17 protein-coding genes are annotated in these 14,182 nt (G+C 73.8%); 14 read left to right on the top strand and 3 right to left on the bottom strand.

Annotated features, from left to right (window positions below; genetic code table 11):
• Positions 1-16: 16 nt before the first annotated feature.
• The 11 genes from LWC35_RS06340 (at position 17) to truA (ending at position 8,148) form a co-directional block, all read left to right on the top strand.
• The gene (locus LWC35_RS06340; protein WP_232868949.1) at positions 17-1,138 is read left to right on the top strand and encodes a Re/Si-specific NAD(P)(+) transhydrogenase subunit alpha; all 1,122 of its coding nucleotides are present in this window, start codon (positions 17-19) and stop codon (positions 1,136-1,138) included.
• Positions 1,138-1,509 (top strand): NAD(P) transhydrogenase subunit alpha part 2, encoded by a 372-nt coding sequence (locus LWC35_RS06335; RefSeq protein ID WP_232868948.1) that lies wholly within the window; start codon positions 1,138-1,140, stop codon positions 1,507-1,509. The genes LWC35_RS06340 and LWC35_RS06335 overlap by 1 nt, the downstream gene beginning before the upstream one ends.
• A complete protein-coding gene (locus LWC35_RS06330) occupies positions 1,509-2,903 on the top strand; it encodes an NAD(P)(+) transhydrogenase (Re/Si-specific) subunit beta (RefSeq protein ID WP_372463005.1) in 1,395 nt (464 codons plus the stop codon). Before LWC35_RS06335 ends, LWC35_RS06330 begins: the two co-directional genes overlap by 1 nt.
• 509 nt (positions 2,904-3,412) lie before the next feature.
• Positions 3,413-3,634, top strand: coding sequence for a translation initiation factor IF-1 (gene infA, locus LWC35_RS06325; protein WP_010228514.1), 222 nt, complete (start codon positions 3,413-3,415; stop codon positions 3,632-3,634).
• Between the two features lie 24 nt (positions 3,635-3,658).
• Entirely contained in the window at positions 3,659-3,772 is a 114-nt protein-coding gene (gene rpmJ / locus LWC35_RS06320; RefSeq protein WP_015883600.1) for a 50S ribosomal protein L36, read from the top strand.
• 199 nt (positions 3,773-3,971) lie between these two features.
• Positions 3,972-4,352 carry a 30S ribosomal protein S13 gene (rpsM, locus tag LWC35_RS06315; RefSeq protein ID WP_232868947.1) on the top strand — a complete coding sequence of 127 codons (381 nt, stop codon included), beginning with the start codon at positions 3,972-3,974 and terminating at the stop codon, positions 4,350-4,352.
• Positions 4,352-4,759 carry a 30S ribosomal protein S11 gene (gene rpsK / locus LWC35_RS06310; RefSeq protein ID WP_098958562.1) on the top strand — a complete coding sequence of 136 codons (408 nt, stop codon included), beginning with the start codon at positions 4,352-4,354 and terminating at the stop codon, positions 4,757-4,759. The genes rpsM and rpsK overlap by 1 nt, the downstream gene beginning before the upstream one ends.
• A gap of 20 nt (positions 4,760-4,779) precedes the next feature.
• On the top strand, positions 4,780-5,385 hold the full coding sequence (gene rpsD, locus LWC35_RS06305) for a 30S ribosomal protein S4 (protein ID WP_232868946.1): 606 nt from the start codon (positions 4,780-4,782) through the stop codon (positions 5,383-5,385).
• A gap of 102 nt (positions 5,386-5,487) precedes the next feature.
• Positions 5,488-6,537 carry a DNA-directed RNA polymerase subunit alpha gene (locus LWC35_RS06300; RefSeq protein ID WP_037046151.1) on the top strand — a complete coding sequence of 350 codons (1,050 nt, stop codon included), beginning with the start codon at positions 5,488-5,490 and terminating at the stop codon, positions 6,535-6,537.
• A 2-nt stretch (positions 6,538-6,539) separates the two neighbouring features.
• On the top strand, positions 6,540-7,286 hold the full coding sequence (rplQ, locus tag LWC35_RS06295; RefSeq protein ID WP_372463003.1) for a 50S ribosomal protein L17, sunset domain variant: 747 nt from the start codon (positions 6,540-6,542) through the stop codon (positions 7,284-7,286).
• 7 nt (positions 7,287-7,293) lie between these two features.
• Complete coding sequence (truA, locus tag LWC35_RS06290; RefSeq protein ID WP_269803706.1) at positions 7,294-8,148, top strand: tRNA pseudouridine(38-40) synthase TruA; 855 nt, start codon at positions 7,294-7,296, stop codon at positions 8,146-8,148.
• Here the strand turns inward: truA and LWC35_RS06285 are convergent.
• On the bottom strand, positions 8,126-9,955 hold the full coding sequence (locus LWC35_RS06285) for a YwiC-like family protein (protein ID WP_232868944.1): 1,830 nt from the start codon (positions 9,953-9,955) through the stop codon (positions 8,126-8,128). The genes truA and LWC35_RS06285 overlap by 23 nt on opposite strands.
• Positions 9,956-10,040: 85 nt before the next feature.
• On the opposite strand from LWC35_RS06285, the gene LWC35_RS06280 reads away from it, so the two are divergent.
• Both LWC35_RS06280 and eccB read left to right on the top strand, forming a co-directional pair.
• Positions 10,041-10,490 carry a nucleoside deaminase gene (locus tag LWC35_RS06280; RefSeq protein ID WP_232868943.1) on the top strand — a complete coding sequence of 150 codons (450 nt, stop codon included), beginning with the start codon at positions 10,041-10,043 and terminating at the stop codon, positions 10,488-10,490.
• Positions 10,491-10,663: 173 nt separating this feature from the next.
• Positions 10,664-11,992: a type VII secretion protein EccB gene (eccB, locus tag LWC35_RS06275; protein ID WP_232868942.1), complete on the top strand. Its 1,329-nt coding sequence runs from the start codon at positions 10,664-10,666 to the stop codon at positions 11,990-11,992.
• Here eccB and LWC35_RS06270 read toward each other — a convergent pair.
• Positions 11,989-12,861, bottom strand: coding sequence for a LysR family transcriptional regulator (locus LWC35_RS06270; RefSeq protein ID WP_232868941.1), 873 nt, complete (start codon positions 12,859-12,861; stop codon positions 11,989-11,991). The genes eccB and LWC35_RS06270 overlap by 4 nt on opposite strands.
• 89 nt (positions 12,862-12,950) lie before the next feature.
• Here LWC35_RS06270 and LWC35_RS06265 point away from each other — a divergent pair, with 89 nt between their 5' ends.
• Positions 12,951-13,562, top strand: a complete 612-nt coding sequence (locus tag LWC35_RS06265; RefSeq protein ID WP_232868940.1) for a hypothetical protein — start codon at positions 12,951-12,953, stop codon at positions 13,560-13,562.
• Here LWC35_RS06265 and LWC35_RS06260 read toward each other — a convergent pair.
• Positions 13,501-14,182, bottom strand: a 682-nt coding sequence (locus LWC35_RS06260) for a S8 family serine peptidase (protein ID WP_232868939.1), incomplete at its 5' end; no start/stop codon positions are given. The genes LWC35_RS06265 and LWC35_RS06260 overlap by 62 nt on opposite strands.

Below are 14,182 nucleotides of genomic sequence, written 5' to 3'. Positions count from 1 at the left end.
GCACTACGTTCCTCGCATGAGTGCTGATGCCGCAGCGCAGCGGCCTCCGGGAGCGACCGTGGGGGTGCCCCGCGAGTCCGGTCCCGGTGAGCGTCGGGTCGCGCTGGTGCCGAAGGTCGTGGAACGACTCCGCGCGAAGAACGTGGCGGTGGTCGTGGAGTCGGGCGCCGGGTTGGGTGCCCTCATCCCGGACGAGCTGTACGTCGAGGCGGGCGCGACGATCGGCGACCCGTGGTCGTGCGACGTGGTGGTGAAGGTGGCCCCGCCCACCGCGGAGGAGATCGGCCGGCTCCGGTCGGGCTCGACGTCGATCGGCTTCCTGGCCCCGCTGACCGCGCCGGAGACGACCGCGGCGCTGCGCGAGGCCGGCGTCACGGCGTTCGCGATGGAGTCGATCCCGCGGATCTCGCGGGCGCAGTCGATGGACGCGCTGTCCTCGCAGGCGAACGTGGCCGGCTACAAGGCGGTTCTGCTGGCGGCGGAGCGCTCGACGCGGTTCTTCCCGATGCTGACGACGGCGGCCGGCACGGTGAAGCCGGCGACGGCCCTGGTCCTGGGTGTGGGTGTGGCGGGGCTGCAGGCGCTGGCCACCGCGAAGCGGCTCGGCGCCCGCACCACCGGCTACGACGTGCGTCCCGAGGTGGCCGACCAGGTCCGCTCGCTGGGCGCGCAGTGGCTGGACCTGGGCATCGACGCGGCCGGCGAGGGCGGCTACGCCCGTGAGCTGACCGACGAGGAGCGTGCCGAGCAGCAGAAGCGCCTCGAGGAGGCCATCACCGGGTTCGACGTCGTGATCACCACCGCGCTGGTGCCGGGGCGCAGGGCACCGACCCTGGTCACCGCGAAGGCGGTGGAGGGGATGAGGCCGGGCAGCGTCGTGGTGGACCTGGCGGGGGAGACCGGCGGCAACTGCGAGCTCACCGAGCCCGGCGAGGTCGTCGTCAAGCACGACGTCACCATCGCCTCGCCGCTGAACCTGCCGGCGGGCATGCCCGAGCACGCGTCGGAGCTCTACGCCCGCAACGTCTCGGCCCTGCTCGAACTCATGCTCGACGACGGCGGCGCGGTCGCGCCGGACTGGTCTGACGAGGTCCTGGCGAGGTCCTGCGTGACGCGGGTCGAGGGGGAGGCGGAGTGATGCAGAGCGGGTCGCTGCTGGCGAACATCGCGATCCTGGTGCTGGCCGGGTTCGTCGGGTTCGCGGTCATCTCGAAGGTGCCGAACACGCTCCACACGCCGCTGATGTCGGGCACGAACGCGATCCACGGGATCGTGCTGCTCGGCGGGCTGATCGTGCTCGGCGAGCTGGAGAACCCGTCGGTGCTCGACGCGATCATCCTGATCGTCGCGATCGCGTTCGGCACGATCAACGTCGTCGGCGGGTTCCTGGTCACCGACCGCATGCTGGGCATGTTCAAGGCCAAGCCGCCCGAGAAGGTGAGCGCCGAGAAGGTGTCGGCCGACACGGGCGACGGGGCGCAGAGCACGGACGGCCAGGTGAAGCGCTGATGGACACGGGCGCGCTGGACGTCGTCGTCCCGATCCTCTACATCATCGCGTTCGCCCTGTTCATCTACGGCCTGATGGGCCTGACGGGGCCCAAGACGGCGGTGCGCGGCAACAAGATCGCCGCGGTCGGCATGCTGATCGCGGTCGTCGCGACGCTGCTGCGGGTGCAGCACAACTGGATCCTGATCGTGATCGGCCTGGTCGTCGGGGCGGCGCTGGGTGTGCCGTCGGCGCGGCAGGTGAAGATGACCGCGATGCCGCAGATGGTGGCACTGTTCAACGGTGTCGGCGGCGGGGCGGTCGCGCTGATCGCCTGGTCGGAGTTCCGCACGTCGGGCGGCTTCCTCGACACCGCGACCTACGTCGTCGTCGCCTCGCTGTTCGCGGCGATCGTGGGGTCGGTGTCGTTCTGGGGCTCGCTGATCGCCTTCGGCAAGCTGCAGGAGATCCTGCCGGGCCGCCCGATGGGGCTCGGTCGGGCGCAGCAGGCGGTCAACGCGCTGTTGCTGCTCGCGGCGGTGGCCTGCGCGGTGGTCGCCGGGTCGGGCGGGGCCTCGCAGCTCTGGATCATCCTCGTGCTGCTGCTCGCGGCCGCGCTCGGCGTGATGGTGGTGCTGCCGATCGGCGGCGCCGACATGCCCGTCGTGATCTCGCTGCTCAACGCCCTGACCGGGCTCTCCGCGGCGGCCGCCGGCCTGGCGCTGGACAACACGGCGATGATCGTCGCCGGCATGATCGTCGGCGCCTCCGGTTCGATCCTGACCAACCAGATGGCCGTGGCGATGAACCGGACCATCCCCGCCATCGTCGCCGGCGGGTTCGGCGGCACGGGCGTGGCGGCGTCGGACGACGGCGTGGAGCGGACCGTGAGGTCCACCTCGGCGTCGGACGCGGCGATCCAGATGGCCTACGCCTCGCAGGTCATCGTGGTCCCGGGCTACGGGATGGCGGTCGCGCAGGCGCAGCACGCGGTCAAGGACATGGCCAAGCTGCTCGAGGCCAAGGGCGTGGAGGTCAAGTACGCCATCCACCCCGTCGCCGGACGCATGCCCGGGCACATGAACGTGCTGCTGGCCGAGGCCGACGTCGCCTACGACGCGCTCAAGGAGATGGACGAGATCAACGACGAGTTCGCCCGCACGGACGTCACGCTCGTCATCGGGGCCAACGACGTCACCAACCCGGCGGCGCGCAACGACCCCAGCTCGCCCATCCACGGGATGCCGATCCTCAACGTCGACGAGTCCCGGAACGTCATCGTGCTCAAGCGCTCGATGAACAGCGGCTTCGCCGGCATCGACAACCCGCTGTTCTACGCGGAGCGCACGAGCATGCTCTTCGGCGACGCGAAGCAGTCCGTCATGGAGGTGACGGAGGAGCTGAAGTCCCTCTGACGCCCGGGACGAACGGCGCGATGACCTGGTAGACCAGCGCGACGATCCACAGCCCGCTCGCGAACGGCGACGCGCCCATCGAGACCGCGAGCAAGGTGTGGTCGCGGTGCCGGAAGGGCCGCCGCGGCCGGGGCAGGCGGCGCTGCGTGACGGGTGCCGCTCCGGTGCTCACGCGGCCTACCGGAGCACCTGCACCGGGGGGCGAGGTCAACCGGATCGCGGGCGAAGCGGACAGCGGCGCGGGGTGCCGGAGGCCGGGGTCGGTGGGGTCTCGTCGCGGTCGAGCGGGCGCCGGGTGGCCCCGCGCGCGTACCCCATGTGCCGGGGCCTGTAAAGCACACGTACACTGGTGACTCGGCGCGCCATCTGGCGCCGGTTCCGCTCGTGCGCACGCGCACCCTCCGGTCCCGTCCCCGCCCCCCGGCGCGCCCGCAGCAAGGCAGCAGTACCAGCAATACCTGCAGTACAGCACGACCGACAACAGTCACCTGTCACGGAACGCGGAGGACATGGCCAAGAAGGACGGGGCGATCGAGGTCGAGGGCCGGGTCGTCGAACCCCTGCCGAACGCGATGTTCCGCGTGGAGCTGGAGAACGGGCACCGGGTCCTCGCGCACATCAGCGGGAAGATGCGGCAGCACTACATCCGGATCCTCCCCGAGGACCGGGTGGTCGTGGAGCTCTCTCCCTACGACCTCTCCCGCGGCCGCATCGTCTACCGCTACAAGTGACGACCAACAGAAGGATCGCCTGACGTGAAGGTCAAGCCGAGCGTCAAGCCGATCTGCGACAAGTGCAAGGTGATCCGCCGTCACGGCCGGGTCATGGTGATCTGCGAGAACCTGCGCCACAAGCAGCGCCAGGGCTGATCACCCGCTTCACGCGGAGACGCTCACAGCTCAACAGCGGACCTGCTTGCAGGGTCCGACCACGAACACAGCGGAACCCGACGGACCTGCCGCGCCAGACGAGGCGCGGTGACACCTCCGGTACCGGGCCGGTGCCCTGGCCAGTCACCAGGGACGGCCGTCGGGAGTACCCGGCACGACCCAAGGAGACACCAGCCGCATGGCACGACTCTCTGGTGTCGACCTCCCCCGCGACAAGCGGATGGAGGTCGCACTGACCTACATCTACGGGATCGGGCGCTCGCGCTCGCTCGAGATCCTGGCCGCCACGGGCATCAGCGTGGACCTGCGCTCGAAGGACCTGACCGACGAGCAGCTCGCCGCCCTGCGCGAGTACATCGAGAACAACTTCCGCGTCGAGGGCGACCTGCGCCGTGAGGTGCAGGCCGACATCCGCCGGAAGATCGAGATCGGCTGCTACCAGGGCATCCGCCACCGTCGTGGGCTTCCGGTCCGCGGCCAGCGCACGAAGACCAACGCGCGCGGCCGCAAGGGCCCGAAGAAGACCGTGGCGGGCAAGAAGAAGGCAGGTAAGAAGTAATGCCGCCCCGCACCCGTGGCGCGGCCGGACCCAAGAAGGTCCGCCGCAAGGAGAAGAAGAACGTCGCGCACGGCCACGCGCACATCAAGAGCACCTTCAACAACACCATCGTGTCCATCACGGACCCGACCGGTGCCGTGATCGCGTGGGCCTCCGCCGGCCACGTGGGCTTCAAGGGCTCGCGCAAGTCGACGCCGTTCGCGGCGCAGATGGCCGCCGAGAGCGCCGCCCGCAAGGCCGCCGAGCACGGCATGAAGAAGGTCGACGTCTTCGTGAAGGGCCCGGGCTCGGGCCGCGAGACCGCGATCCGGTCGCTGCAGGCCGCCGGCCTCGAGGTCGGCACCATCTCCGACGTGACCCCCCAGCCGCACAACGGATGCCGCCCGCCCAAGCGGCGCCGGGTCTAAGGGAGAGGGAGTAACCAGACATGGCTCGTTACACCGGACCCATGACCCGCAAGTCCCGCCGGCTGAAGGTCGACCTCGTCGGCGGCGACCAGGCGTTCGAGCGCCGTCCCTACCCGCCCGGCCAGCACGGCCGGATCCGGATCAAGGAGACGGAGTACCTCCTGCAGATGCAGGAGAAGCAGAAGGCGCGCTTCGCCTACGGCGTGCTGGAGAAGCAGTTCCGCTCGTACTACGAGGAGGCGCACCGCCGTCCCGGCAAGACCGGTGACGAGCTGCTCCGGATCCTCGAGTCGCGCCTGGACAACGTCGTGTACCGCGCGGGCCTCGCGCGCACCCGGCGGATGGCCCGGCAGCTGGTGAACCACGGGCACTTCCTGGTCAACGGCCAGAAGGTGAACATCCCCAGCTTCCGCGTCTCGCAGTACGACATCATCGACGTCAGGCCGAAGAGCCTGAGCCTCGACCCGTTCGTCATCGCCAAGGAGACCCAGGGCGACCGCCCGGTCCCGGCGTGGCTGCAGGTCGTCCCGTCGACCCTGCGGATCCTCGTGCACCAGCTCCCGGAGCGGGCGCAGATCGACACGCAGGTCACCGAGCAGCTGATCGTCGAGCTCTACTCCAAGTAGTAGGCCTCACGGTCTCCCGCTCGTCCCCCCGCCCTGCAGTGGGGCGGGGGGCTCACTGCGACATCAAATAGTGGGTGTCGCGGCACACGAAGGAGACACACAGTGCTGATCTCTCAGCGCCCCACCCTGACCGAGGACTCGGTCACCGAGACCCGTTCCCGGTTCGTCATCGAGCCGCTCGAGCCGGGCTTCGGCTACACGCTGGGCAACTCGCTCCGGCGCACCCTGCTGTCCTCCATCCCGGGGGCGGCGGTGACCAGCATCCGCATCGACGGCGTGCTGCACGAGTTCACCACCGTGCCGGGGGTGAAGGAGGACGTCACCGACATCATCCTCAACCTCAAGGAGCTGGTCGTCAGCTCCGAGGAGGACGAGCCGGTGACGATGTACCTGCGCAAGCAGGGCCCGGGCGCGGTCACCGCGGGGGACATCGTCCCGCCGGCCGGTGTCACCGTGCACAACCCGGACCTGCACATCGCCACGCTCAACGACAAGGGCCGGCTCGAGGTCGAGCTCGTCGTCGAGCGGGGCCGCGGCTACGTGCCCGCCATGCAGAACAAGGCCACCGGCGCCGAGATCGGCCGCATCCCGGTCGACTCGATCTACTCGCCGGTCCTCAAGGTGACCTACAAGGTCGAGGCCACCCGTGTCGAGCAGCGCACGGACTTCGACAAGCTCGTGCTGGACGTCGAGACCAAGCCGAGCATCGGTCCGCGTGACGCCCTGGCGTCGGCGGGCAAGACCCTCGTCGAGCTGTTCGGCCTCGCCCGCGAGCTGAACGTCGACGCCGAGGGCATCGAGATCGGTCCGTCGCCGCAGGAGGCGGACACCATCGCCGCCTTCGCGATGCCGATCGAGGAGCTCGACCTCACCGTCCGCTCGTACAACTGCCTCAAGCGCGAGGGCATCCACACCGTGGGTGAGCTCGTCGGGCGCAGCGAGGCGGACCTGCTGGACATCCGCAACTTCGGCGCGAAGTCGATCGACGAGGTCAAGATGAAGCTCGTCGGCCTCGGCCTCGCGCTCAAGGACAGCCCGCCCGGGTTCGACCCGTCTGCGGCTGCCTCGGACTACGGGACCGACACCGGCGGCTACGACGCCGACCCGTTCTCCGACGACGGCCAGGACTACGCAGAAACGGAGCAGTTGTAGCCATGCCTCAGCCCACCAAGGGGCCCCGCCTCGGCGGTTCGCCCGCTCACCAGCGGCTGATCCTGGCCAACCTGGCGACCGCGCTGTTCCAGCACGGCCGGATCACCACGACGGAGGCCAAGGCCCGCCGGCTGCGGCCCTACGCCGAGCGGCTGATCACCAAGGCCAAGCGGGGCGACCTGCACAACCGTCGCGAGATCCTCAAGCTCATCCGCGACAAGGGTGTCGTCCACCGCCTCATCGAGGAGATCGGGCCGTTCTACGCGGACCGCAACGGTGGCTACACCCGGATCACCAAGACGCTGCCGCGCAAGGGCGACAACGCCCCCATGGCGGTGATCGAGCTGATCCAGCAGAAGACCGTGACGGACGAGGCCAACCGCGCCCGCCGCGCCGCGGCGTCGCAGGCCACCCAGTCCGCTCCGGCGGAGGAGGCCCCGGCCGAGACCACCGAGACCACCGAGACCACCGCCACCGCGGAGGCCACCGAGGTCGAGACGTCCACCTCGACCGACGAGGCGCCCTACGGCGAGGGCTCGCACGCCCCGCTCGAGGACGCCGCGGAGGCCCCCGAGGGCTTCCCGGTCAAGGGCAACGAGGACTCGAAGCTCTACCACGTCCCCGGTTCGTCGCACTACGACCGCACCGTGGCCGAGGTCTGGTTCGCGACCCCGGAGGCCGCCGAGGCCGCCGGGTTCTCCCTGCCCGCCTCGCAGCAGAAGGCCGCCGAGGACTCCGACGAGTCCTGACGTGGGCCTGCAGTACCCGGACGAGCCCGCCACCCGTGAGGGTGGCGGGCTCGCCCGCTTCCGCCTCGACATCACCTACGACGGGACGGACTTCTCGGGCTGGGCGGTGCAGCCGACGCGGCGCACGGTCTGCGGGGTGCTGACCGACGCCCTGAGCCGGATCCTGCGGACCGAGGTCGGGCTCACCGTCGCCGGGCGCACGGACGCCGGGGTGCACGCCACCGGTCAGGTCGCGCACGCCGACCTCGCGGCCGACGTCGACCCCGCGCGGCTCGTGCGCCGGCTCGCGCGGTTGCTGCCGCCCGACGTCCGGGTCCGGGCGGTCACGCCCGTCCCCGCGGCGTTCGACGCCCGGTTCGCGGCCCTGCGCCGCCACTACGTCTACCGCGTCGCCACGGCCCCCTACGGGGCCGAGCCGCTGCGCGCGCGGGACACCCTCTCCTGGCCGCACCCGATCGACCTCGACGCCGTGAACGCCGCCTCGGAGCGGTTGCTCGGCGAGCACGACTTCGCCGCCTTCTGCAAGCGGCGCGAGGGCGCGACGACCGTCCGGGCGTTGGAGCGGTTCTCGTGGACCCGCGACACCGACGGGGTGGTGTCGGCGGCCGTGTCGGCGGACGCGTTCTGCCACTCGATGGTGCGCAGCCTCGTCGGCGCCCTGCTCGACGTCGGGCGCGCGCGCCGCACGGTCGACTGGCCGGGCGCGCTGCTCGACCGGGCCGAACGGCAGGGCGTCTCGGTCGCGCCCGCGCACGGGCTCACGCTCGTCGGCGTGGACTACCCGGCCGACGCCGAGCTCGCCGCGCGGACCGAGGTGACCCGCAACCTCCGGGTGGGGCCTACCGCCCCCGCAGCTCCCTGACGTTCACCACGAGCAGCACCAGGGCCGCCAGCGCCAGCGACCCGGCCAGCACGATCTTCCAGCCGGAGACCAGTGCGATCACCCCGCTCGCGACGACCAGGGCGGTGATCGCGAGCCCGGCCATGCTGGCCGCGAACTCGATCGACCGGCGCCGCGCCACCGCTTCCACCACCGCGAACAGCACGAGGCCGACGGCGAACCACAGCAGCGTCGACAGGTGCGGCCAGAACAGCAGCGCGCCGAGCCCGCCGATGAGCACCGGGATCGACAGCGCCGCCCACACCCGCAGGAACCGCGACCGGAAGTCGGCCGGCACCACGTACGGCATGTGCGGCTGGCGCAGGTGGGCGTCGGGCGGGCCGGGCGGGCGCGGGCCCGCCAGCCGGTCCGCCTGGACGTCGATCTCCTCGGTCAGCCGCACCCGCTCGGCCACCATCCCGGCCAGCTGCTCCTCCCGGCGGTCCAGCTCCTCCAGATGGCCGGACCGGCCGGGCGCGGCGTCGGAGCGATCGGCGAGGAACCGGAGCTCCGCGTGCAGGCCGCGGACACCGATCCGTTCGGCCTCGATCTCGGCCTCCAGCTCGTCGACCCGGGTCTGCAGGACCTTCATCCGCTCCTGCAGCGCCGCGGCCTCCTCCTCGGCGGTCGGCGCCACCTTGTCCAGGCCCGCCCAGCCCAGCGGGTCCGCCCAGGAGCGGCGCACCGTCCCGTCGCGCTCGTAGCGGGGGCCGGCGGGGGCGCGCTCGCCGCCGAAGGAGTCGCGGGTGTCGAGCCCCCACAGGCCGCGGAAGTCGCGGATCCAGGCGGTGCTGTCGTCGACGAGCTCGGCCGTCCACGAGCGGCCACCGGGGCCGAGCCGGACACCGTCGCCACGGGCGTAGTCGATGAACGGGATGTCGAAGCCGCCGGTCCCGGGCTCGGGGGCGAAGGGCATCAGCCAGCGCCGCAGGCGCTGGATGGTGCGCAGCACCGCGCGGAGGGCGGGCAGGCCCACGCTGACGACGTAGTCCCCGGCCACGAACGCGTGCGAGTGCGACCCGGCGCCGGGGTAGAGCACCGGATGGGTGCCGTCCCGGTCGAGCAGCGGGTCGTCCCAGCGGCGGCGCAGGTCGTCGCCGTGGTCGTCGTGGGTGGAGGCGGCCACCCAGGCCGGGACGAGGCCGCCCGACCCGTCCGGCACCAGGTAGACCGCGACGGTCTCCCAGTCGGCCTCGTGGTCGTTGACGCCGTGGAAGGTCGAGCGCCAGTCGTTGAAGGCGTAGAAGAACCAGTACTGCAGCACCGTGTAGCCGGCGGTGCGCACCACCCGCCCGTAGTAGGTCGCGCCCTCGAGGTCGCGGGCGCGCTGGTGGGCGGCCGCGACCAGGCCGTTGGGCACCTTCCCGCGGACGAGCAGGGACAGCCGCAGCAGGACGTCGATCAGCCGGGCGATCACCCCGACCGCGGCGAACCGGCCGATGCCGCCCAGCCGGGGGCGCTCGGCGCGCCGCCACCGTTGCACCTCGCGGGCACCGAGCGACTCCTGCACGAACCGCAGGTGCAGCCGGCGCTCGCGGTAGCGGCGGGCGGCCTCTCCGAGGCCCTCCAGGGTGAGCTCGCCGGCGGGGACGAGCGGCTCGCCGGGACGCCTGCGGTCGCCCGCGGGCTCCTCCCAGAGGCTGCAGCGGCGGACGTAGTCCCGCGCGGTCACCGGCAGGAACAGCTCCCCGTTCGTGTAGCGCAGCACCGGCTCGTACCGCCGGAGCAACGTCAGGTCGTCGGCCGACTCCGGGGTGGACTCGCCGGGAGTCTCTCGGAGCGTGTCCACGCGTCCCACAGTAACCAGCGGGAAACCTGCGGCACGGGGTCCTTCGCGTGGCTCGGGCCGTTCCGGTCCTCCGTAGGCTGGGCCCGTGGACGCACACGCCGCCCTGGAGATCGCGCTCGAGGAGGCCCGGGCCGGGCTCGCGTCGGGAGGGATCCCGATCGGCGCCGCGCTGCTCGGGCCCGGTGGCGAGGTGCTCGGCCGCGGGCACAACCGCCGGGTCCAGGACGACGACCCGTCGGTCCACGGCGAGACCGCCGCCTTCCGCAACGCCGGCCGGCAGCGGGACTACCGGCGCACCACGATGGTCACGACGCTCTCGCCCTGCTGGTACTGCAGCGGGCTGATCCGGCAGTTCGGCATCGGCGCGGTGGTCATCGGCGAGAGCCGGACCTTCACCGGTGGGCACGACTGGCTCGCCGAGCACGGGGTCCGGGTGACCCTGCTCGACGACGAGCGCTGCGTCCGGCTCATGGAGGACTTCATCGCCGCCCGCCCCGAGCTGTGGAACGAGGACATCGGCGTGGCGGAGGAGTAGCGCTCCGGCGAGTCGGCGGTCCGAGCTTCCGCGAGTCGCGCTGTGGGCTCCCGCGAGTCGACAGGTCTGGTGCCGCGAGTCGGCAGTCCGGGGCGTTCGGGTGTGCGTTCCCGGGGGGCGAGACTTCTCCCGTTCCGCCTCGGGCGGGGCGGTCGCGGAGCTAGCGTCCGGGCGTGCCGTTCCCGGTCCTGCCGCCCGCGACCCGCGACCAGGCCGACGCCCACCGCTACGGGCTGCGGCGGCTGGAGGCCGCGCTCGTCCGGGCCGATCCGGTCCCGCAGCACGAGCAGCTGCGCGCGCAGCGCCGGGCCACGCTCGTCGGCGTCGTCCTGGCGCTGCTCGGGCTCGGCGCGGCGGCGGTACAGGCGGCGCTCGCACCCCGGCCGGACTGGAGCCGGCAGGCGCTGGTCGTCGGCACGCCGTCGGGCGCGGTGTACGCGGTGGCCCACGAACCGGACCGGCTCGTCCCCGTGCCCGACGCGGTCGCCGGCCGGCTCGTGCTCGCCGCCCTCGGCCTGCCGGCGGGCGCGCCGCGGATGGTGCGGGACACCGACCTCGCCGGTGCGGCGCGGACCCCGCCCGCGGACCTGCCGGGCGCCACGGGGGTCGTCCTGGACGGCCCGGCCGTGCCCGAGCGCTGGGCCGTGTGCGACGGCCCGGACGGCGCGACGGTGCTGGCGGGGACCCTCGACCCGCAGGCCACCCCGGCCCCAGCGCTGTTCGTCGAGACCCCGGGCGGGGAGCGGTTCGCGGTGCTCGACGGGCTCCGGCACGCCGTCGGCACCGATCCCGCCGTGCTGGTCGGCCTCGGCCTCGCCGCGACCACACCGAGGCGGATCGGCGCGTCGACGCTCTCCGCGATTCCCGAGGGGCCGGCCCTGACCCCGCCGCTCCTGCCCGACGGCCCGGGCCCGCGCGGTGTGCCCGGCCGGCCCGGCGACGTCCTCACCACCACCGGCCTCGACGGCGGCCGCACCTCTCTGGCGGTCGTGCCCGGCGGGGTCCAGCAGGTGCCGGCGAGCCTGGCGGAGGTGCTTCGGGCGCAGGGCGGCACGGGTCCGCGGGAGGTCGCGCCCGCAGTCGTCGCCGAGGCCCCACGGCGCACCGCGCTGGCGACCGCCGGGTGGCCGGACCGGGTGCCCGCGTGGTCGTCGGCCGAGGGTGTCGTGTGTGCGACGTCGATCGCCGGGCGGGCCGGCGTGAGCGTGACGCCGGCGCTGCCCGCGGTCCCGGAGGGCGTGCGGGTGCCGCTCACCGGCGGTGAGGCGGTCGCGGCCGTGCTGCGGGGCGGCGGCCCGGTGCGGGCGGTGTCGCCGACCGGGGGCGGGACGGTCTGGCTGGTGTCGGCGAGCGGGATCGCCCATGGCGTCGCCGACGCCGGAACCGCTGCCGCGCTCGGGCTGCCGGGGCCGGCACCGGCCGCGCCCGAGGCGGCGCTGCGGCTGCTCCCGCAGGGCGGGCGCCTCGACCTCGCCGACGCCCGGCGCGCGGTCGGGCGCTAACCCGACAGCTCGGTGCGGACGCGCTCGGCCAGGGCGCGGGCGGGCCGGCTGAGTCCGGCGAGGTCCCGGGTGGCGAGGAGGAGGTGGCGGTCGGCCCAGGCGTCGTCGAGGGAGACCCCGACGAGCCCGTCGGGGATGCTGCGCGCCGGCAGGACCGCGATCCCGATCCCGGCGGCGACCGCCCGGCAGACGGTCGCCGTGTCGGGGAAGCGGCCGCGGTGCCGCGGGTGCGCGCCGAGGGGGAGGGTGTGCCGGCGGAGGTGCTCCTCCAACGGGCTGCCCTCGGCGTAGCCGACGAAGGGCTGGTCGAGGACGTCGGCGAACGTGAGGCTGCGCGTTCGCACCAGCGGGTGGTCGGGGGCGCACGCGACCCGCAGCGGGTCCGGGCGGAGCCGGACCGTCTCGAGCCCGCCGAGGTCGACGGTGTCGGCGACGAGGCCGAACTCGGCGCGGCCCGCCGTCAGCCCGACGACGATCCGGTGGCTCGGCCGCTCGAGGACGTCGACGTCGGCGTCGGGGTGGTCGGCGAGGAAGCCGACGAGGACACCCGGGAGCAGCGTCGACGCGGCCGTGTTGGCCAGCACCGTGACGGTGGCGGGCCGGCCCGCGAGGTCGGCGAGCTCCAGGCGCATCCGGTCGTGGCGCTCGACGATCTCCCGCGCGTGCGCCAGCAGCAGGGTGCCGGGCCGGGTCGGGACGACCCCGCGGCGGTGCCGGTCGAGCAGCGGCGCCCCCGAGGCGGCCTCCATCGCGCGGATCCGGGCGCTCGCCGAGGCCAGCGACAGGTGCACGAGCTCGGCGGCGCGGGTGATGCTGCCGTGCTCGGCCACGGCGAGGAACAGCCGGAGGTCGAGCAGGTCGAACGCCATGGACGGACGGTACAGCCTTCGGCTGAGCTGAAGGCTGACCTGGGGAACGGCGCATTGTGGAAGCCTCCGGGCCGGGCGATCCTCGAGACGTGGAGCGCACCGGGATCGAGCGCACGGCCGCCGTGGTGCGGCGGGTCGCGCCGGTCGCCGCCCTCCTCGTGCTGGTCGTGGCGGTCCTCCTCGGCGAAGCGGCCGGGGCGCGGGCGGTGTCCCGCGCGGCCCCGGAGCTGCGGCGCACCGAGGCGACCACCGTCGAGCGGGCAGCGCTCGCGCCGGACGCGAACGCCCTGGTGCCTCAGGCCCTGGTGCAGGCGGTCTGGCTCGCCCCGGACGGCACGAGCCGCCTCGGGGCCCTGCCCGTCGCACCGGGCACCTCGGCGGGCCGGAGCGTGCCGATCTGGGTCGACGCCGCCGGCGGCCCGGTGCCGCCGCCGGCGACCGGCGCGACCGAGGCGCTCGTCGCGGGTGCCCTCGTCGCGCTGCTCGGCGGGGCGGTGGTCGCCGCGGCGCTCGGCCTGACCACCGTCGCCGCGGCCCGGCAGCGGGCGCGCAGGCTCGCCGCGGAATGGGCGGCGACGGAACCCTTCTGGAGCGGGCGCGCGGTCAGGGACGTCAGGGACGTCAGGGACGTCAGGGACGTCACGGACGGAGCCGACGGGCCAGGAGAGGGGAAGCGGCGGCGAGGGCGCAGAGAACCGTGACCGCGGCGAGCGGCACCCAGGCGGGAGTCGGGTGCGTGGGTGGACGGGCCGCCACCGGCGCGGGTGCCCGCCGTGGATCGGACCCGGCCCCGCTCAGCGTCGTCAGCGTCGTCAGCGCGGCCAGCGGATCGACGAGACCGGCGCCGAGCGCGTCGGAACGGCCACCCGGGACGCGCCGGGCCGTGGTGACCAGGCGCTGGGCGACCGCGGTCGCGTCGAGCCCGGGGAAGCGCTGCCGGACAAGGGCGGCGGCGCCCGCGACGATCGGCGCGGCCAGGCTCGTGCCCTGCAGGTCGGCGCCGGTCAGCCCCGAGCCCGGGGCGAGCGAGCGCAGGCCGGTGCCGCGGGCGGCGAGGTCGACCCACGGCCCGTGGACGCTGAACGCGGCGGGGGCGTCGTCCGGTGTGGTGGCGGCGACGGCGAGCACGCCGTCCGCGAGCACGTCCCCGACGGCGCCGTCGGCGTGGCCCGCGGCCGCGGGGAGCGGCACCTCGCCCGGCTCGCCGGTGCAGCCCCCGGAGCCGACGTTGCCGGCGGCGGCGACCACGAGCACGTCGGCGGCCTTCGCGGCCTGCAGCGCGGCCCGCAGCGGCCGCCCGACGACGGCGGCGCGGTCGGGC

The organism is Pseudonocardia kujensis, assembly GCF_021283305.1.
Classification (GTDB): Bacteria; Actinomycetota; Actinomycetes; order Mycobacteriales; family Pseudonocardiaceae; genus Pseudonocardia; species Pseudonocardia kujensis.
This window is presented reverse-complemented; position numbering and strand designations above follow the sequence as displayed.